This window comes from Caballeronia sp. GAWG2-1, from assembly GCF_023631405.1.
Taxonomy (GTDB): Bacteria; Pseudomonadota; Gammaproteobacteria; order Burkholderiales; family Burkholderiaceae; genus Caballeronia.
In genome coordinates, this window is sequence record NZ_JALQDD010000003.1 from 79,799 (window position 1) to 98,281 (window position 18,483).

The window sequence follows — 18,483 nt, forward strand, 5'->3', positions numbered from 1 at the left end:
GAAACCGCCTCGCGTGCTGTACGTGAGGCGGTTTTTTTGCGCCCGCGCCAAATGCAAAGGGCCGGTCTCCTTTCGAAGACCGGCCCTTTGCTTGTCCATCGTTACGACGCGCCTTAAACCTGAGCGCCCGCGTTCGGATCGTTCGGATCGAACCTGTCCTTCTTGTCCTTGACGAGATCTTCGCGCTTCACGCCCAGCCACATCGCGAGCGCGGCAGCCACGAACACCGACGAGTAGATACCGAACAGAATACCCACCGTCAGCGCCAGCGCGAAGTAATGCAGCGTCGGACCGCCGAAGAAGAACATCGAGAGCACCATCATTTCCGTACAGCCGTGAGTGATGATGGTTCGCGACATCGTGCTCGTGATCGCGTGGTTGATGACCTCGATCACCGTCATCTTGCGCTGCTTGCGGAAGGTTTCACGAATCCGGTCGAAGATAACCACCGACTCGTTCACCGAATAGCCGAGCACCGCGAGAATCGCCGCCAGCACGGACAGCGAGAACTCCCACTGGAAGTAAGCGAAGAAGCCGAGAATGATCACCACGTCGTGCAAGTTGGCGATAACGCCCGCCACCGCATACTTCCACTCGAAGCGGAACGACAGATAGATCACGATGCCGATCACCACGCAAGCCAGCGCCAACAGCCCGTTGGTCACGAGTTCCTTGCCCACCTGGGGCCCGACGAACTCGACACGTTGCAGTGTGACTTGCGGGTCGTTGACCTTGAGCGCGGTGATCACCTGATCGCTCTGCTGCGCCGACGTGAGGCCTTGCTTGATCGGCAAACGGATGAGCACGTCGCGCGATGTGCCGAAGTTCTGCACTTGCGCATCGGCGTAACCGAGCCTGGCCATGGTGCCGCGCACGGGTTCGAGCGGCACGGCTTGCGGATACTGCACCTCGATGACCGTTCCGCCCGTGAACTCCACCGACAGATGCAGGCCTCGATGCACGAGGAAAAAAACAGCCGCGAGGAACGTGATGAGCGAGATCGCGTTGAAGATCAACGCGCGCTGCATCAACGGCAAGTCGCGGCGAATGCGGAAGAATTCCATGTTTCGTTTCTCCGGGGTTCAGTCAATCAGCGGGGCGAACCCGGTTTTTCCTCATCGATGCCAGGACCAGAACGGCGGCGCACGCTCGGCTTGCCGCCGCGCGCAGGCGTCTGAACCTGAGCACGCGGCGCCGCGACGGGAACAGCCGTCTTGGTCTTGCCTTTCGCCGTCTTGATGATTTCGTCGACGGGCGAATCGTCACCGCGTTGGGCGGCGAGATACGCGGCCGCCGCAGCTTCGGTGTTGCCGCCTTCCGGGCGCCACACCTGACCGATAGCCAGCGACTTCAGCTTCTTCTTGCCGCCGTACCACAGGTTCACGAGGCCGCGCGAGAAGAACACCGCCGAGAACATCGAGGTCAGAATGCCGATACAGTGCACGACCGCGAAGCCGCGTACCGGACCCGAGCCGAACGCGAGCAGCGCGAGACCGGCGATCAGCGTGGTGACATTCGAGTCGAGAATGGTCGCCCAGGCGTGCTTGAAACCTTCCTGTATCGCCGTTTGCGGCGGCGCGCCGTTACGCAGTTCTTCGCGGATACGTTCGTTGATCAGCACGTTCGCGTCGATCGCCATGCCGAGCGCAAGCGCAATAGCCGCGATACCCGGCAAGGTCAGCGTGGCCTGCAGCATGGAGAGGATCGCGACGAGCAGCAGCAGGTTGACCGACAGCGACAACATGGAGATCAGGCCGAACAGCATGTAGTACACGATCATGAAGATGGCGATCGCGGCAAAACCGTACTGCACCGAATCGAAGCCCTTCTTGATGTTGTCGGCGCCAAGGCTCGGCCCGACCGTTCGTTCCTCGATGATGTCCATTGGCGCTGCGAGTGAACCGGCGCGCAAGAGCAGCGCGAGATCCGTGGCGGCTTGCGGCGTCGGCTGGCCGGTAATCTGGAAGCGGTCGCCGAGTTCGGACTGGATGGTCGCGACCGTCAGCACTTCGCCCTTGCCCTTTTCGAACAGAACCATGGCCATCGGCTTGCCGATGTTGTCGCGCGACACGCTCGACACCGCGCGGCCGCCGGCCGAGTCGAGGCGAAGATTCACGGACGGACGCTGATGATCGTCGAAGCCCGTGGACGCGTCGATGATGCGGTCGCCCGTGAAGATGATCTGCTTGCGCAGGAACACGGTGCGGTCGCCCTGCTTGAACGCTTCGTCGCCCGGCGGCACCGGGTCGGTTGCGTTTCCGTAGGTGTTCACGGGATCGGCGAGACGTGCTTCGAGCGTCGCCGTGCGGCCGATGATGTCCTTTGCCTTCGCCGTGTCCTGCACGCCCGGCAGCTCGACGACGATCCGGTCCGAACCCTGTTGCTGAATCACGGGCTCGGCCACGCCGAGTTCGTTGACGCGGTTATGCAGCGTCGTGATGTTTTGCTTGAGCGCGCCGTCTTCCACCGTGCGCTGCGTGCCCGGCGTGAAGGTGCCGACCACCTGGTAGCCGTCGCCGCCCTGACGCGTGGTCCATTGCAATTCGGCGACGCCCGTCGTGAGCAACGTGCGCGCGTTGTCGGCCGCGGCCGCATCGGCGAAATTCACCACCACCGATTGCCCCACGCGATTCACGCCGCCATCGCGGATATTGCGGTCGCGCAGGTAAGTGCGCGCGTCGGCGGCGTCGGAATCGAGTTTCTTGTTGAGCGCGCCGGCCATGTCCACTTGCAGCAGGAAGTGCACACCGCCGCGCAAGTCGAGACCGAGGTACATCGGCAATGCATGCAGCGCGGAGAGCCAGCGCGGCGATGCGCTCTGCAGGTTCAGCGCGACGATGTACTGCGGGTCGGTCGGGTCGCTGTTCAGCGCCTTCGTGATGATGTCTTTCGCATGCAATTGCGTGTCCGTGTCTTTCAGACGCACACGAATGTTCGCACTCGCCGACGAGTTGTCGAACGTGACTTCGTCGGACTGGATCTTTGCCGCGGCGAGCGCGCTCTCGACAGTCGAAAGCGTGGCGGAGTCGAGCTTCACGGTTGCCTTGCCGCTCGATACCTGCACGGCAGGCGCTTCGCCGAAGAAATTGGGAAGCGTGTAGACGAGACCGATGACGAGCGCCACCAGCATCACGACATACTTCCAGAGGGGATAACGATTCATGGGGATGGCCGAACGGAAAGTTGGCTGCGGGGGAGGGGGCGTCCGGCGTCATGCGCTGCGAACCGCATGGGAAGACCCGGTGGCTCGGTGGCGAGGCCGCGCCGGACGCGAAGGAACGTGGCCTTACAGCGCTTTGATGGTGCCCTTCGGGAGAATGGTCGTGACGGCAGCCTTCTGCACGGTGATTTCCGTGCCTTCGGCGATTTCCACGCCAACGTAAGCTTCCGACACCTTCGTGACCTTGCCGACGATGCCGCCGTTCGTGACGACTTCATCGCCCTTGGCCATGGCCGACAGCATGTTGCGATGTTCTTTCTGACGCTTCATCTGCGGACGGATCATGATGAAGTACAACACGGCGAACATCAGGATCAGCGGCAGGAAGCTCATCAGGCTCGATTCCGCGCTGCTGGCGGTGCCTTGTGCAAAGGCATTGGAAATGAACGACACGTTGGTCTCTCCGTTAATACGTTCAGAATTGCGTTCGAAATGACGTTCGCAAATGCGTTTGAAAACCTGGGCCAGAAATTAGCCCGATATTCTACCACTCGCCGCGCCCCTCAAATGGCTGGAATGCGCTTTGGCATCAAGCCGTTACCGCGACTTTCGAGAGTCCGTTGCGAGCGACGGAAAGGCGATTGTAATGCCTGTCCGGACGATATCCGTCCCGCCTTAGTCGACGCCGCGCGCCCGATTCTCCGCGAACGTCTTGCGAAATGCCTCGAACGTGTGCGTTTCGATCGATTGGCGCACTTCGCCGATAAGTTCCAGGTAGTAATGCAAGTTGTGAATGGTGTTCAGCTGCGCGCCCAGAATTTCCCCCACGCGATGCAGATGGTGCAGATAAGCGCGCGTGAAATTGCGGCACGTATAACAACCGCAGCTTTCGTCGAGCGGCTTTTGCGAGTTCTTGTGCGTCGCGTTCTTGATCTTGAGGTCGCCGAAGCGCGTGAAGAGCCAGCCGTTGCGCGCGTTGCGCGTGGGCATCACGCAATCGAACATGTCGACGCCTGCGGCCACGCCCGCGACCAGATCTTCCGGCGTGCCGACGCCCATCAAATAATGCGGCTTGTCGGCGGGCAGCTTTGGGCCGATGTGATCGAGCACGCGCATCATGTCCTCCTTCGGCTCGCCGACCGAAAGGCCGCCTATGGCGAGCCCATGGAAGCCGATTTCCGAGAGACCCGCGAGCGACTCGTCGCGCAAGTCCTCGAACATGCCGCCCTGCACGATGCCGAACAGCGCGTTCGGATTGCCGAGCCCGTTGAACTCGTCGATGGAGCGCTTCGCCCAGCGCATGGACATGCGCATGGAGTCGGCGGCTTCCTGGTGCGTCGTCGGTACGCCGTTCGTGGCGTAAGGCGTGCACTCGTCGAACTGCATGACGATGTCTGAATTCAGCACCTTCTGGATCTGCATCGACACTTCGGGCGAGAGAAAGAGTTTGTCGCCATTGATCGGCGAAGCGAACGTCACGCCTTCTTCCGTGATCTTGCGCAGTTCGCCCAGCGAAAACACCTGAAAGCCGCCCGAGTCCGTGAGAATGGGACGGTTCCATCCCATGAACCTGTGCAGCCCGCCATGCGCGCCGATGGTCTCGAGACCCGGACGCAGCCAAAGATGAAACGTGTTGCCGAGGATGATCTGCGCGCGAATCTCTTCGAGTTCGCGCGGCTGGATTGCCTTGACGGTGCCGTAGGTACCGACCGGCATGAAGATCGGCGTTTCGACGACGCCGTGATTCAGCGTCAGACGGCCGCGACGCGCCTGTCCGTCGGTGGCGAGCAGTTCGAACTTGAGGCCGTTGTCGGGCGGAGTGTGATTCTCGGTCATTGTGGTTCCTGGGCCGCCGGGGAGCGCAGAGATTGTCGCCATGGTAAGCGCTGTCGCTGGCCATGGAAGTCAAGCCGTCAGCTTCGGTCGATACGTCCGGCGCGTAGATGGTTAAGTTTGGGAATGGCGAGTCAAAAGCATGGCATCGCCATAACTGAAGAAGCGGTATTTCTCGTCGATGGCGTGCTGGTAAGCCGCGCGGATCGCGTCCATGCCGGCGAAGGCGGACACGAGCATCAGGAGCGTCGACTTCGGCAAATGGAAATTGGTGACGAGCCGGTCGACTACGCGGAAGGTGTAACCCGGCGTGATGAAGATATCCGTCTCGGCGCTCGTTGCGGCAAGCGGGCGGCCGGCTTCGGCGGCGTCGCGGGCGGCGGCTTCCAGCGCGCGCATGGACGTCGTGCCCACGGCGATCACGCGATTGCCGCGCGCCTTCACCGCCGCGATTTTATCGACGAGCGACTGCGGCAACTCGTACCACTCGCTGTGCATCTTGTGCTCGGCGATATTGTCCACGCGTACCGGCTGAAACGTGCCCGCGCCGACGTGCAGCGTGAGCGTGGCGCGTTCGACTCCACGCGCGTCGAGCCGGGCGAAGAGGGCATCGTCGAAATGGAGGCCCGCTGTCGGCGCCGCCACCGCGCCGGGATTCGCTGCGTAGACGGTCTGATAACGCGTTTCGTCGTAGGCGTCGGGGTCGTGCTCGATATACGGCGGAAGCGGCAAGCGCCCGTATTGCTCGATGAGCGTCAGGCACTCGGCCGGAAAATGCAGCGTATAGAACGGTTCGACGCGCTCACCGACGGTGACATCGAATGCATCGGCGAGGCGAATGGTCGTGCCCGGCCCGGGACTCTTGCTCGCGCGAACCTGCGCAAGCGCGGTGGTTGCGCCCGTCAGACGCTCTACCAACACTTCTACGCGTCCGCCACTGGCCTTCTGGCCGAGGAAGCGCGCCTTGAGTACTTTGGTATCGTTGAAGACGAGCAGATCGCCGGCGTCGAGCCGGTTCGGCAGATCGGAGAAACGCCGGTCGATGAGCGTGGCCGGCGAAACGCGATTATCCACTTCGAGCAGACGGCTCGCGCTGCGCTCGGTGAGCGCACTCTGCGCGATCAGCTCGGGCGGCAGATTAAAATCGAAATCGGAAAGCGTGAACATGGCGTTTGATAGTTGCCCGATGTTGCTTGAGGGCGGCACAGGCGCGCCGACCAAAACCCCATATTGTACTTGCGAAGAGAGCAGATGCCCTTGTCCGACCGCCGCGTGACTTCTCCCGACGAAGCGTTTCCGAGCGCCGAAGACAGCGGCGCGCGTGTCGAAGGGAAGGCCGCGCGCACGCGGAAGAAAGCGCCGAAGCCGGTCATGACGGGCACGATCCAGCCGGAAGGCGAGGTGCGGGCGTCCGCGCTCGACGACGGTGATTCGCAGCCGACTGCTTTGGCGGCGAAGGCTCAAGACGCGGGTTTCGACAGCGCCGCCGAAACCTTCGAGGAGCCGAGCGTGGCGGATGCGCACTCCACTCGCGCCGCCCAACCCGCGTCGGCCGCGAAAACTGGGAACGCCGGTCCGACTAGCGCCGGCAAAACCGCGCCCAAGCTCGTCAAACCCGCCGACAAGCTCGCCAAGCTCGGTTTGAAGACCGACATCGACCTCGTCTTGCATCTGCCGATGCGCTATGAAGACGAAACGTCGCTCACGCCAATCGCCGAACTCATTCCCGGCGACATCGCGCAGACGGAAGGCGTCGTGTTCGATAACGAGATCGCGTATCGGCCGAAGCGGCAATTGCTCGTGAAGATTCGCGACGATGCCGGCGACGACCTGACGCTGCGCTTTCTCAACTTCTACGGTTCGCAAGTCAAGCAGATGTCCGTCGGCGTGCGCCTGCGCGTGCGCGGCGACGTGCGCGGCGGCTTTTTCGGCTTGGAGATGGTGCACCCGGTCGTGCGCCCCGTCGATGACGACACGCCGCTGCCGCAAGCGCTCACGCCCGTCTATCCGGCGACCGCGGGCGTCTCGCAGGCGTATCTGCGCAAGGCGATCGACAGCGCGCTCTCCCGCGTGTTTCTGCCGGAGTTGCTGCCCGAGCCGATCGCGCGCGCGCATCTCGCCCCGCTCAACGTGCCCGGCCTGCTCGACGCGGTGCGCACGCTGCATCATCCGCGCGCGGATTCCGACGAAACCGCGCTCATCGACGGCACGCATCCGGCGTGGACGCGCATCAAGTTCGAGGAACTGCTCGCGCAGCAGTTGTCGCTCAAGCGCGCGCACGCCGAACGCCGCACTCGCGCCGCGCCCGCCATGCCGCGCCGTGCCGCCGGCGATTCCGCCTCGCTCGTCGTGCGTCTCCTGAAAGCGCTGCCGTTTTCGCTGACCGGCGCGCAGCAGCGCGTCAGCGCGGAAATCGCGCACGAACTGACGCTCGCGCATCCGATGCAACGTCTTTTGCAAGGCGATGTCGGCAGCGGCAAGACCATCGTCGCGGCGCTCGCGGCGGCGCAGGCCATCGACGCCGGTTATCAGGCCGCGCTCATGGCGCCGACCGAAATTCTCGCGGAACAGCACGCGCGCAAGCTGCGCGGCTGGCTCGAACCGCTTGGCGTGTCGGTCGCGTGGCTCGCCGGCAGTCTCAAAGCCCGGGACAAACGCAGCGCAAGCGAGGCCGCCGCGCTCGGCACCGCGCACCTCGTCATCGGCACGCACGCGATCATTCAGGACTCGGTCGAGTTCGCGCGTTTGGGCCTCGTGATCGTGGATGAGCAGCATCGCTTCGGTGTCGCGCAGCGGCTTGCGCTGCGGGCGAAGGCGCAGAAAGCATCGAACGGGGCGAAGGACTTCCAGCCGCATCAGCTGATGATGTCCGCGACGCCGATTCCCCGAACGCTCGCCATGACCTATTATGCCGATCTCGATGTCTCGACCATCGACGAACTGCCGCCTGGCCGCACGCCGATTCTCACGAGAATCGTCTCCGACAGCCGCCGCGACGAGATCATCGGCCGCGTGCGCGAGGCGGCGCTGACTGGCCGGCAAGTTTATTGGGTGTGTCCGTTGATCGAGGAAAGCGAGACGCTGCAATTGCAAACCGCCGTCGAGACTTACGAAACGCTCGTCGCGGCGCTGCCCGAACTGCGCGTCGGGCTGGTTCACGGTCGGCTTGCGCCCGCTGAAAAGGCGGCGGTCATGGACGCCTTCTCGCGCAACGAAGTGCAATTGCTGGTCGCGACCACGGTGATCGAAGTGGGCGTGGACGTGCCGAATGCGTCGCTGATGGTGATCGAGCATGCGGAGCGTTTCGGGCTCGCGCAGCTGCATCAGTTGCGTGGACGCGTGGGGCGCGGCAGCGCCGCTTCCGTGTGCGTGCTGATGTACGCGAATCCGCTCTCGCAAACCGCGCGCTCCCGGTTGCAAACGATGCGCGAAACGACCGATGGCTTCGAGATCGCCCGCCGCGATCTTGAAATTCGCGGTCCCGGCGAGTTTCTCGGCGCGCGCCAGTCCGGTGAGGCGATGCTGCGTTTTGCCAGCCTCGAAAACGACGGCTGGCTGATCGAACCCGCGCGCGCGGCTGCGGATCGCATGCTCGAAGCATTCCCGGACGCCGTTACGCGCCATCTCACCCGCTGGCTGGGCGTGCGCGAACAGTATTTAAAAGCGTGATGGATGAACTTGAGCGGGCGTCGTCGGTCCCTATTTGCTAAATACACAGCCGCGTTTGCAATAGCCGCGAGAGTTGTCGAATTGCGCTTGGCGGGTGTATAAGATAAACCTATCGAATCAATGTATTCCATTGGCCTCCAATGACGCTCACTGAACTGAAGTACATCGTTGCGGTTGCGCGCGAGCGGCACTTTGGCCGCGCCGCCGAAGCGTGCTTCGTCAGCCAGCCGACGCTGTCGGTGGCAATCAAGAAGCTCGAAGACGAACTCAACGTGCAGATCTTCGAGCGCGGCACGAGCGAAGTCAGCGTGACGCCCATCGGCGAGCAGATCGTCACGCAGGCGCAGCGCGTGCTCGAGCAGACGCTAGCCATCAAGGAAATCGCCAAACAGGGCAAGGACCCGCTTGTCGGACCGCTGCGGTTGGGCGTCATTTATACGATCGGGCCGTATCTGCTGCCGACGCTCGTCAAGCAGATGATCAAGGCGGTGCCGCAGATGCCGCTAATGCTCCAGGAAAACTACACGCTCAAGCTGATCGAACTGCTGAAGCAGGGCGAGATCGATGTGGCGATCATGGCGCTGCCGTTTCCCGAAACGGGCCTCATGGTGCGCGCGCTGTACGACGAGCCGTTCGTCGTCGCCATGCCTTCCGGTCATGCGTGGGAAAACCGCGCGAAGATCGATCCGGACGATTTGAAGCAGGAAACCATGCTGCTGCTCGGCAGCGGCCATTGCTTCCGCGATCACGTTCTCGGCGTGTGTCCGGAGCTGATGCGCTTCTCGCAGAATGCGGACGGCATTCAGAAGACCTTCGAAGGCTCGTCGCTGGAAACCATCCGGCATATGGTGGCAAGCGGCGTCGGCATCACGGTCCTGCCGCGTATGTCGGTGCATGAAGTGAAGCCGCACGCGGCGGGCATCGATTCCGGCCTGCTTAGTTACGTCGCGTTCGATGACCCCGTCCCGGACCGGCGCGTCGTGCTGGCGTGGCGCAAGAGCTTCACGCGCGTGCCTGCTATCGACGCGATCAGCGATGCCATCGCTGCCTGTGATTTGCCTGGCGTGAGAAAGCTGGATATACCAGTGGCGGTGAACTGAGTCCGCCGGAACCTTGACGTCTCATCGCAAAGCCGTGCCTTCATCGAAGTCACGGCTTTTTCATTTAGGGTGGCGCTGCCAGCTATCGAATAGATAAATTCAATCAAATTTTTGTTTTCGATAGTTTTCTATAAGATTCTTCCATCGACAGCGCTTGGCCACTCCGGCCAAGCCCACGGAGGAACGTCATGCACCGCCACGCCGCCATCGCCAAATCATGGAACGAACTGCGCCACGTCGCCGTGCGCGTTCTTGCGGACTTCGCGCGCGTCGCCTGAATCTCGGCGAACCGTCGCATCACTCATCTCAAGCCAACGCAAAAATAGGAGTATCACGATGACCAACGAACGCCTCACGACTGCCGCTGGCGCACCCGTCGGCGACAATCAGAATTCGCAAACCGCCGGTCCGCGCGGTCCCGTGACCTTGCAGGATTTTTGGCTGATCGAAAAACTCGCGCATTTCGACCGCGAAGTGATTCCCGAGCGCCGCGTGCATGCAAAGGGTTCGGGCGCCTTCGGTACGTTCCGCGTCACGCACGACATCTCGCGCTATACGAAAGCCAAGATTTTCTCGGAGATCGGCAAGGAAACGCCGATTTTCATGCGCTTCTCGACGGTGGCAGGCGAACGCGGCGCCGCCGATGCCGAACGCGACGTGCGCGGCTTCTCCATCAAGTTCTACACCGAGGAAGGCAACTGGGACGTGGTCGGCAACAACACGCCGGTGTTCTTCATCCGCGATCCGCTGAAATTCCCCGACTTCATCCACACGCAGAAGCGCGACCCATACACGAACATGCGCAGCAATGTCGCCGCTTGGGATTTCTGGTCGCGTCATCCAGAATCGCTGCATCAGGTGACGATTCTCATGAGCGATCGCGGTATTCCGAAGAATTATCGGCAGATGCATGGCTTCGGCTCGCACACGTTCTCGTTCGTCAACGCCGATAACGAGCGCTTCTACGTGAAGTTCCATTTCAAGTCGCAGCAGCCGCTCGAAAACTACACGGATGCCGAAGCCGGCGCCGTGATCGCGAACGATCGGGAAAGCGCGCAGCGCGATCTGGTCGACAACATCGATCGTGGCGAGTTTCCGCGCTGGAATTTCCGCATTCAGGTGATGAGCGAGGAGGAAGCGGCGCGCTATCGCATCAATCCGTTCGATGTCACCAAGGTGTGGCCGCACAAGGACCATCCGCTGATCGATGTCGGCGTGATCGAATTAAACCGCAACGCGCAGAACTATTTCGCGGAAGTCGAGCAGGCCGCGTTCACGCCCGCCAACGTGGTGCCGGGCATCGGCTTCTCGCCGGACCGCTTGCTGCAAGGGCGTCTCTTCTCTTATGGCGACACGCAGCGCTATCGGCTCGGCATCAATCATCATCAGATTCCGGTGAATGCGCCGCGCGTGCCGGTGGCGAATGCATTTCATCGCGATGGCGGAATGCGCGTCGACGGCAATCTCGGATCGCGCGTCAATTACGAGCCGAACCGCTTTGGCGAATTCGCGCAGGACGCGAGCGTGAACGAGCCGCCGCTCGCGGCGGGGACGGTGTATCGCTTCGATCACCGTGAGGACGACGACTACTACAGCCAGGCAGGCGCGCTTTTCCGTCTCTTCGACGAAGCGCAGCGCGAGCGGTTCTTCGGCAATATCGCGCGGCATATCTTCGGCGTACCGGATGAGATCGTCGCGCGTCAGATCGAACACTTCCGCCGCGCGGACCCGGCTTATGCGGCAGGCGTGATAGATGCTCTTATCAAGCTCGGACAGAAAGTAACCGTGAAGCAGGACGAGGAAGATACCGCGGCCGCGTGATCGGCCAGGGAGAAACGACCATGAATCAGGCATTCAACACCATCGAGCAGGCCATGAAACATATCGAAGCAACTAGCCGCAAAGTGCGCGTGACGCTTGCGTTTGGCGCCGTCGCGATGGGTTACGGGCTCGTCGTTGCCAGTGCATTGCATGGCGCGGGCGCGGGCGTTTTTGCCTGAGGCAGGACGTCTATCGACACGAAGACAGGCCGCTCTGTCAGCACGACGCGGCGGCCTGTCGTCCATGCATGCAAAGCCGCGCCATATAAAAAAGTGACCTTGTTTCTACGATAAACTAGCGGACGGTCTGTAGCTTCGCGCCTCGCTTGAGCAATAGGCGCACTCAACGTTCGAATCACACTTTCACGGAGTCAATATGGCGAACAAAGACGCTGCACCTCCCGTCAACATCGGCATCAACGACGAGGATCGCAAGAAGATCGCCGACGGGCTGTCCCGTCTGCTGGCCGACACGTACACGCTATACCTGAAGACGCATAATTTTCACTGGAACGTCACGGGGCCGATGTTCAACACGCTCCATCTGATGTTCGAGACGCAGTACAACGAACTCGCACTCGCCGTGGATGCCATCGCCGAACGTATTCGCGCGCTGGGCGTGCATGCACCGGGCAGCTACAAAGACTTCGCGCGGCTGTCGACCATTCCGGAAGCGGATGGCGTGCCCTCGGCCGAAGAGATGATTCGCCAGTTGGTACAGGGTCAGGAAGCGGTGGTGCGCACGGCGCGCGAAATCTTCCCCGCGACGGACGCCGCCAACGACGAGCCGACCGCCGACTTGCTCACGCAGCGCATGCAGACGCATGAGAAGACCGCGTGGATGTTGCGCGCCATGCTGGCCTGACGTCTCGGCTTCAAACGCTTGGAAAGCTTCAAACGCTTCGATGAAAACCCCGTGCGCGGGGTTTTTTTGTGGGCGCAATGCGCGGGCTTGCGCCAGCACGCTGGTCTAAAATAGGCCATCGAACTTTCGCTGCCTCGCCATGCTCGCCCGCCTTCCGCTGTATATGCGCCTCGTGCGCCTGGATAAACCCATCGGCAGCCTGCTGCTGTTGTGGCCGACGCTCAACGCATTGTGGATCGCGTCCAACGGGCATCCTTCGCCCATGCTGCTCGTCATCTTCGTGATCGGCACCATTCTCATGCGCTCGGCGGGCTGCGCCATCAACGACTACGCCGACCGCGATTTCGACCGCTACGTGAAGCGTACGGCCGAGCGTCCGATCACGTCGGGCAAGATCAAGGCATGGGAAGCGGTGGCGCTCGCGGCGGCTTTATCGCTCCTTGCGTTTTTGCTGATACTGCCGCTCAACACACTCACGAAAGAACTGTCGGTGTTCGCGCTGTTCGTCGCGGGCAGCTATCCCTTCACCAAGCGATTCTTCGCCATACCGCAGGCGTATCTCGGCATTGCGTTCGGCTTCGGCATTCCCATGGCGTTTGCCGCCGTGCAGAATCACGTGCCCACGCTCGCGTGGATCATGCTCGCGGCCAACGTGTTCTGGTCGGTGGCCTACGACACCGAATACGCCATGGTCGATCGCGACGACGACATCAAGATAGGCATCCGTACATCGGCGCTCACTTTCGGGCGATACGACGTGTTCGCCGTCATGCTTTGCTATGCCGTGACGCTCGCCATCTATGTGGGCATAGGCGTGGCGCTTGGCTTTGGCTGGGCGTACTGGCTCGGCTGGCTTGCCGCCGCGGCATGCGCCGTCTATCACTACGCGCTGATTCGCGAGCGCGACCGCATGGGATGTTTCGCTGCGTTCAAACATAACAACTGGCTCGGCGGCATGTTGTTCGTGGGAATTGCGCTGCATTACGCGCTGGCTTGATGCGCCGTTAATCTTGCCGACGCATCTTTATGACAGTTTTCGGGCCATCGACTGATTGCGCGAAGCCGTCCAATGGCTAGACTCTTGCGGATTTACTTACACGCTTAAAACCGCATGAGTCACATCGAGCGCCCCATCGCCTTCATTCTGGCCGCGTCAAACCATGGCACGCTGATCGTCAATCGCAACGACTTCAACGCCGTGCAGAACACCGTATCGAACTACACCTACGGCGTCGGGCATCAGATCCTCAGCAAGTCCAGCTTCGATCCGCAAGAAGTGCAGTTCGTGCTCTCTCTTCTCGCGCTGCGTCGTCGTTATTTCGGTGACGGCGTATTCGCCATAGACGGCGGCGCGAATATCGGCGTGCATTCCGTGGAATGGGCGCGTCACATGAACGGCTGGGGACGCGTGCTGAGTTTCGAGGCGCAGGAGATCATCTACTACGCGCTGGCCGGCAATCTCGCGCTCAACAACTGCCTCAATGCGCGGGCCAGGCTGGCTGCATTGGGTGAGTCCGTGGGCGAGATCGGCATTCCGCAACCGGATTACTTCTCTTCGGCGAGCTTCGGCAGTCTGGAAATCAGGCCGCGTGAGCACACCGAGTTCATCGGCCAGGCTATCTCTTACGATGCCGCCGCAAGCACGACGGTGCCGATGATCAGTATCGATTCCCTGAAGCTCGAACGCGTCGATCTTCTGAAGATCGACGTCGAAGGCATGGAAATGGATGTGTTGAGAGGCGCGCGCGAGACCTTGCTTCGATGCAAGCCTGCGCTTTTGGTCGAATGGATCAAGGGCAGCGAGAACGATATTCGCGACTATCTGAGAGGCGTTGGCTACGAGACGTTTTATTCGGTCGAACCGAATGTGCTTGCCATCGCCAAGGGTGATCCGCTGCATGCTCATTTGAACGAGCGCGATGGCGTGCTCAATATCGGTTGAGCGAGCTCGCGCGGCGGCGGTGAGCGCGAGCGAATCCTTCAATGCGCGGGTGCGAAGCCCGCGCGCCGCGCACGATTCACGTGTTGCCGTGCCGCCAGTTCCTTTTGTGCGCATGCGAGTTGCCAGCGCACCGCGCACGATTCACGTTTTCACAAGCCGCCCAACTCGTCACCCATCTCCTTCGCGCGCGCCTGCGCCGCAAGCGCGCCACGCACGATGGCGTCCTTCACACCTTCAGCCTCGAACGATGCCAGCGCCGCCGCCGTCGTGCCGCCTTTCGATGTCACCCGTTCGCGCAGCACGCTCGCCGCTTCGCCCGATTGCGCGGCAAGCTGTGCCGCGCCGGTGAAGGTCGCCACCGCGAGTTCGCGGCCCTGGGCTTCGTCAAGGCCGAGTGCGCGCGCGGCTTCCTGCATCGCTTCGATGAAGTAGAACACGTAGGCCGGACCGCTGCCGGAAATAGCGGTGACGGCATCGAGTTTCGCTTCGTCGTCGAACCAGACGGAGGAGCCCACCGCTTCCAGAACTTGCGATGCCAGCGCCTTCGCGTCGTCGCTCACGCCCGGCAGCGCGGCGAGTCCGGTCACGCCCATGCCGATCAGCGCGGGCGTATTCGGCATGGTCCGCACGATCTGCGTATAGCCGTTCAGCCAGCGCGATAGATCCGTCGCGCGAATGCCCGCCGCGATGCTGATGATGGTTTGCTTCGACAGATGCGGCGCGAGCGATTCGGCCACGCTCTTGAGCACTTGCGGCTTCACGGCCAGCAGGATCGCGTCGTAGGCCGCGAGTTTCTCGTCGATGGCCGCGCCCGTCGCAATGCCGAACTGCTTCGCGGTGCGTTCGCGCGCTTCGTCGTTGATATCGACGGCATAGATATCCGCCGGCGCGACGCCGCGCTTGACCAGACCGCCGATGAGCGCGGCAGCCATGTTGCCGCCGCCGATGAATGCAATTTTCATGGTGAAGTAGTCGAGAGTGAAATCAATGCGAATAGTCGCGCGCGCCGAAGATCGCGGTGCCAATGCGCACCATGGTCGCGCCTTCGAGCACGGCGGCTTCGAGGTCGGCGGACATGCCCATGGAAAGCGTGTCGAGATCGAGACCGTCTGCGCGAAGCTTGTTCATGAGTTCGCGAAGGCGCGCGTGCGGCTCGCGTTGCGCGTCGAGTGTGTCGGCGGCTTCGGGAACGGCCATCAGGCCACGCAAGCGCAGGGCGGGGAGCGCCGCGACCGCATGCGCGAGCGCGGCGGCTTCTGCCGGTTCCACGCCGCTCTTCGAAGCCTCGCCGCTCACGTTGACCTGCACGCAGACATTGAGCGCGGGCGTGCCTTCGGGCCGTTGCGCGGACAGCCGCTCGGCAATCTTCAGCCGGTCGATGGAATGCACCCAGTCGAACTGCTCGGCGACGAGCTTGGTCTTGTTCGATTGCAGCGGCCCGATGAAGTGCCACTCGATGTCGCTGCGTAAGTCGGCGAGCGTGGCAATCTTCGCGATGCCTTCCTGCACGTAGTTTTCGCCGAACGCGCGCTGGCCGGCAATGAACGCGGCGCGCACGTCTTCGGCGGGAAAGGTCTTGGAGACGGCGAGAAGCTGCACGGACGCGGCGTCGCGCGAGGCGTCCGCCGCGGCCTTCGCAATACGCTGCCGGACTTCTTTTAGATGTTGAGCGATAGACATGCTGGCCGCCTGAAAAGCAATCCAGCCATTATACGAAGCGCTCAACCGTAAAGCAGATGCTCGAGCAACTGAATCCAGTGCGCGACGGGCGTGGACGTGCCGCTTTGCAGATGCGCGATACACCCGACATTCGCCGACACGATCATCTGCGGCTCGGTCTTTTCCAGCCGGTCGAGCTTTTGATTGCGCAGCGTGTACGAAAGCTTTGGCTGCAGCACCGAATACGTGCCCGCCGATCCGCAGCAGAGATGGCTATCCGCGGGCAAACGCACTTCGAGCCCGAGCGCGGTCAGCAGATGCTCGACGCGTCCGCGAATCTGCTGCCCGTGCTGCAAGGTACACGGCGGATGGTAGGCGACCGTATGCACGCTGCGGCGTCTTGCCAGCGCGATGAGTTCTTCCTCGTACATCGGCAGGATTTCGGCGAGGTCGCGCGTAAGCTCGACGATGCGCGCCGCCTTGTCCGCGTAGACCGGATCGTCGCGCAAGAGGTGCGCGTATTCCTTAACCGTCGCGCCGCAACCCGACGCGTTCATCACGATTGCCTCGACGCCGTTCTCCACATACGGCCACCATGCGTCGATATTGTTGCGCACGTCGTCGAGCGCTTCGTCGTTGTAGCCGAGATGCAGGCGGATCGCGCCGCAGCAGCCCGCATCCGGCGCGGTGACGATCTCGATGCCGAGCGCGTCGAATACGCGTGCGGTCGCCGTGTTGACGTTGGGCATCATGGCCGGTTGCACGCAGCCGGAAAGCATCAGCATCTTGCGCTCGTGTTTGCGCGTGGGCGCGGCGAGCGGCTTCTCCGGGACGGGAATCTTCGCGCGCAGATTGCGTGGCAGGATGCCGCGAAACTGCTGGCCGAGTTTCATCGCCGGCGTGAAGAGCGTGCTGTTCGGCAGAAAGCTCGCCAGCAAGCGCCGCTGCAAACGCTGGCGCATGGGGCGCTCGACTTTCTCTTCGACCACCTTGCGGCCGATCTCCACGAGCCGTCCGTACTGCACGCCCGACGGACACGTGCTCTCGCAATTGCGGCAGGTGAGGCAGCGATCCAGATGCAGTTGCGTGCTGCGCGTGACCGGCGCGCCTTCGAACATCTGCTTCATCAAATAGATGCGCCCGCGCGGTCCGTCGAGTTCGTCGCCGAGAATTTGATAGGTCGGGCAAGTCGCCGTGCAAAAGCCGCAATGGACGCATTTGCGCAGGATGGCGTCGGCTTCGTCGCCATCGGCCGTGCCGCGGATGAAATCGGCGAGATTGGTTTGCATCGAGGCGCCTAGAAATCGGGGTACAGCCGGGCGCGATTGAACACGCGCGCCGGATCGAACGCCGCCTTCAGCCCGCGATGGATTTTCATCAGCGGCGCGGGCAACGGCGTGAACACGCCCGCATTGCGGTCATACGCGGAACCGGCGCGGAAGATGGTCGCGTGCCCGCCGGCTTGCTTCGCGCTGATACGCACGGTCTGCGGGTCGGTGTCCGTGATCCACCAGCGCTGCGCACCGCCCCATTCCATGAGTTGCGCGCCCGGCAAATGCAGCGGCTCCGCAATGGACGGCAACGCGAGCCGCCAAAGCGCCGAGCGCGGCTGAATGACCGCGAAGAACGGATCGGTCTGCTCGCGCATGCCGATCCAGAAACGGTCGGCTTCGACGGCGTCGACCACCTCGCCGCCGAGCGTGTTGCGCGCGGATTTAACAGCAGCTTCCGCGCCCGCGAGACGTAGCGCGAGCGTGCCGTCGCGCCACGCGCTGCCGGTGATCGGCAAGGGATGACCGCCCCATTCGTTGAGCTTGCGCACGCCGTCCGTTGCATGCATGTCGAATTTGAGCGTGGCTTCGGCGACGGGGCGGGGCAGCACCTTGATCGACAGTTGCAGCATGAGGCCGAGCGTGCCGAGCGAGCCCGCGAGCAAGCGCGCGACGTCATAGCCCGCCACGTTTTTCACCACTTGGCCGCCGAAGTGCAGCACTTTTCCGTGCCCGTTCATCACCACCGCGCCGAGCACGAAATCGCGCGGCGCGCCGGTCCATGCGCGACGCGGGCCGGCAAGTCCCGCCGCGATGCAGCCGCCGAAGGTCGCGTTGCGGCCGAAGTGCGGCGGCTCGAAGGGCAGCATCTGCCCGTGCTCCCTGAGCGCAGCTTCGATTTCCGCGAGCGGCGTGCCGCTCTTCGCGGTGATCACGAGTTCCGCCGGATCGTATTCGACGATGCCGCGATGCGCGCGCGTGTCGAGAATCTCCCCTTGGAGCGTCTGTCCGTACCAGTCCTTCGTCCCGCCGCCGCGAATGCGCAGCGGCGTGCCGGTCTCGGTGGCGTGCGCGATCCGCTCCGACCAGCCGGCGACGATGTCGTCCTGTTCCATGGGTGTCCCGCTTGATTGATGCTTTTTCTATTCCGTCTCGTCCGGTCGA

16 protein-coding genes are annotated in these 18,483 nt (G+C 62.5%); 7 read left to right on the forward strand and 9 right to left on the reverse strand.

Translation table 11 applies throughout. The annotated features are described in order from the left end of the window. Positions 1 to 113: 113 nt before the first annotated feature. From secF to queA, 5 genes are all read right to left on the reverse strand, one after another. Positions 114 to 1,064, reverse strand: a complete 951-nt coding sequence (gene secF / locus NCR98_RS01975; RefSeq protein ID WP_250463062.1) for a protein translocase subunit SecF — start codon at positions 1,062 to 1,064, stop codon at positions 114 to 116. A 26-nt stretch (positions 1,065 to 1,090) separates the two neighbouring features. After that, on the reverse strand, positions 1,091 to 3,163 hold the full coding sequence (secD, locus tag NCR98_RS01980) for a protein translocase subunit SecD (RefSeq protein WP_244827016.1): 2,073 nt from the start codon (positions 3,161 to 3,163) through the stop codon (positions 1,091 to 1,093). Between the two features lie 123 nt (positions 3,164 to 3,286). Then, on the reverse strand, positions 3,287 to 3,613 hold the full coding sequence (gene yajC / locus NCR98_RS01985) for a preprotein translocase subunit YajC (RefSeq protein WP_244827017.1): 327 nt from the start codon (positions 3,611 to 3,613) through the stop codon (positions 3,287 to 3,289). A 222-nt stretch (positions 3,614 to 3,835) separates the two neighbouring features. Further along, positions 3,836 to 4,996: a tRNA guanosine(34) transglycosylase Tgt gene (tgt, locus tag NCR98_RS01990; protein ID WP_250491790.1), complete on the reverse strand. Its 1,161-nt coding sequence runs from the start codon at positions 4,994 to 4,996 to the stop codon at positions 3,836 to 3,838. Positions 4,997 to 5,107: 111 nt separating this feature from the next. After that, on the reverse strand, positions 5,108 to 6,160 hold the full coding sequence (queA, locus tag NCR98_RS01995; protein WP_250525386.1) for a tRNA preQ1(34) S-adenosylmethionine ribosyltransferase-isomerase QueA: 1,053 nt from the start codon (positions 6,158 to 6,160) through the stop codon (positions 5,108 to 5,110). Positions 6,161 to 6,244: 84 nt separating this feature from the next. Between queA and recG the strand changes: the two genes are divergently transcribed. The 7 genes from recG to NCR98_RS02030 all read left to right on the forward strand — a co-directional run bounded on the left by recG (position 6,245) and on the right by NCR98_RS02030 (position 14,389). Next, positions 6,245 to 8,662 (forward strand): ATP-dependent DNA helicase RecG, encoded by a 2,418-nt coding sequence (gene recG, locus NCR98_RS02000; RefSeq protein WP_250525387.1) that lies wholly within the window; start codon positions 6,245 to 6,247, stop codon positions 8,660 to 8,662. Between the two features lie 140 nt (positions 8,663 to 8,802). Continuing rightward, entirely contained in the window at positions 8,803 to 9,762 is a 960-nt protein-coding gene (locus tag NCR98_RS02005) for a hydrogen peroxide-inducible genes activator (protein WP_244827021.1), read from the forward strand. A 336-nt stretch (positions 9,763 to 10,098) separates the two neighbouring features. Next, positions 10,099 to 11,583 (forward strand): catalase, encoded by a 1,485-nt coding sequence (locus NCR98_RS02010; RefSeq protein ID WP_250525388.1) that lies wholly within the window; start codon positions 10,099 to 10,101, stop codon positions 11,581 to 11,583. A gap of 20 nt (positions 11,584 to 11,603) precedes the next feature. Then, entirely contained in the window at positions 11,604 to 11,762 is a 159-nt protein-coding gene (locus tag NCR98_RS02015; RefSeq protein ID WP_244827023.1) for a hypothetical protein, read from the forward strand. Positions 11,763 to 11,958: 196 nt separating this feature from the next. After that, positions 11,959 to 12,447, forward strand: coding sequence for a Dps family protein (locus tag NCR98_RS02020; RefSeq protein WP_244827024.1), 489 nt, complete (start codon positions 11,959 to 11,961; stop codon positions 12,445 to 12,447). Between the two features lie 139 nt (positions 12,448 to 12,586). Next, complete coding sequence (gene ubiA / locus NCR98_RS02025; protein ID WP_250525389.1) at positions 12,587 to 13,444, forward strand: 4-hydroxybenzoate octaprenyltransferase; 858 nt, start codon at positions 12,587 to 12,589, stop codon at positions 13,442 to 13,444. A 114-nt stretch (positions 13,445 to 13,558) separates the two neighbouring features. Continuing rightward, entirely contained in the window at positions 13,559 to 14,389 is an 831-nt protein-coding gene (locus NCR98_RS02030; RefSeq protein WP_250525390.1) for an FkbM family methyltransferase, read from the forward strand. A 149-nt stretch (positions 14,390 to 14,538) separates the two neighbouring features. On the opposite strand, the gene proC is transcribed toward NCR98_RS02030, so the two are convergent. Genes proC through glcE form a run of 4 tightly spaced genes read right to left on the reverse strand, consistent with a single transcriptional unit; the run spans position 14,539 to position 18,434 of the window. Beyond that, positions 14,539 to 15,351, reverse strand: a complete 813-nt coding sequence (proC, locus tag NCR98_RS02035; protein ID WP_250491795.1) for a pyrroline-5-carboxylate reductase — start codon at positions 15,349 to 15,351, stop codon at positions 14,539 to 14,541. Between the two features lie 22 nt (positions 15,352 to 15,373). Beyond that, positions 15,374 to 16,069 carry a YggS family pyridoxal phosphate-dependent enzyme gene (locus tag NCR98_RS02040; RefSeq protein ID WP_250525391.1) on the reverse strand — a complete coding sequence of 232 codons (696 nt, stop codon included), beginning with the start codon at positions 16,067 to 16,069 and terminating at the stop codon, positions 15,374 to 15,376. A 41-nt stretch (positions 16,070 to 16,110) separates the two neighbouring features. Further along, a complete protein-coding gene (gene glcF, locus NCR98_RS02045; protein ID WP_244827029.1) occupies positions 16,111 to 17,337 on the reverse strand; it encodes a glycolate oxidase subunit GlcF in 1,227 nt (408 codons plus the stop codon). An 8-nt stretch (positions 17,338 to 17,345) separates the two neighbouring features. Continuing rightward, positions 17,346 to 18,434: a glycolate oxidase subunit GlcE gene (glcE, locus tag NCR98_RS02050; protein WP_244827030.1), complete on the reverse strand. Its 1,089-nt coding sequence runs from the start codon at positions 18,432 to 18,434 to the stop codon at positions 17,346 to 17,348. Positions 18,435 to 18,483: the final 49 nt, after the last annotated feature.

Bases quoted from the DNA above. Each gene is read 5' to 3' on its own strand.
- secF (WP_250463062.1), bottom strand. From the start codon at position 1,064: ATGGAATTCTTCCGCATTCGCCGCGACTTGCCGTTGATGCAGCGCGCG.
- secD (WP_244827016.1), bottom strand. From the start codon at position 3,163: ATGAATCGTTATCCCCTCTGGAAGTATGTCGTGATGCTGGTGGCGCTC.
- tgt (WP_250491790.1), bottom strand. From the start codon at position 4,996: ATGACCGAGAATCACACTCCGCCCGACAACGGCCTCAAGTTCGAACTG.
- queA (WP_250525386.1), bottom strand. From the start codon at position 6,160: ATGTTCACGCTTTCCGATTTCGATTTTAATCTGCCGCCCGAGCTGATC.
- recG (WP_250525387.1), top strand. From the start codon at position 6,245: ATGCCCTTGTCCGACCGCCGCGTGACTTCTCCCGACGAAGCGTTTCCG.
- NCR98_RS02005 (WP_244827021.1), top strand. From the start codon at position 8,803: ATGACGCTCACTGAACTGAAGTACATCGTTGCGGTTGCGCGCGAGCGG.
- NCR98_RS02010 (WP_250525388.1), top strand. From the start codon at position 10,099: ATGACCAACGAACGCCTCACGACTGCCGCTGGCGCACCCGTCGGCGAC.
- NCR98_RS02015 (WP_244827023.1), top strand. From the start codon at position 11,604: ATGAATCAGGCATTCAACACCATCGAGCAGGCCATGAAACATATCGAA.
- NCR98_RS02020 (WP_244827024.1), top strand. From the start codon at position 11,959: ATGGCGAACAAAGACGCTGCACCTCCCGTCAACATCGGCATCAACGAC.
- ubiA (WP_250525389.1), top strand. From the start codon at position 12,587: ATGCTCGCCCGCCTTCCGCTGTATATGCGCCTCGTGCGCCTGGATAAA.
- NCR98_RS02030 (WP_250525390.1), top strand. From the start codon at position 13,559: ATGAGTCACATCGAGCGCCCCATCGCCTTCATTCTGGCCGCGTCAAAC.
- proC (WP_250491795.1), bottom strand. From the start codon at position 15,351: ATGAAAATTGCATTCATCGGCGGCGGCAACATGGCTGCCGCGCTCATC.
- NCR98_RS02040 (WP_250525391.1), bottom strand. From the start codon at position 16,069: ATGTCTATCGCTCAACATCTAAAAGAAGTCCGGCAGCGTATTGCGAAG.
- glcF (WP_244827029.1), bottom strand. From the start codon at position 17,337: ATGCAAACCAATCTCGCCGATTTCATCCGCGGCACGGCCGATGGCGAC.
- glcE (WP_244827030.1), bottom strand. From the start codon at position 18,434: ATGGAACAGGACGACATCGTCGCCGGCTGGTCGGAGCGGATCGCGCAC.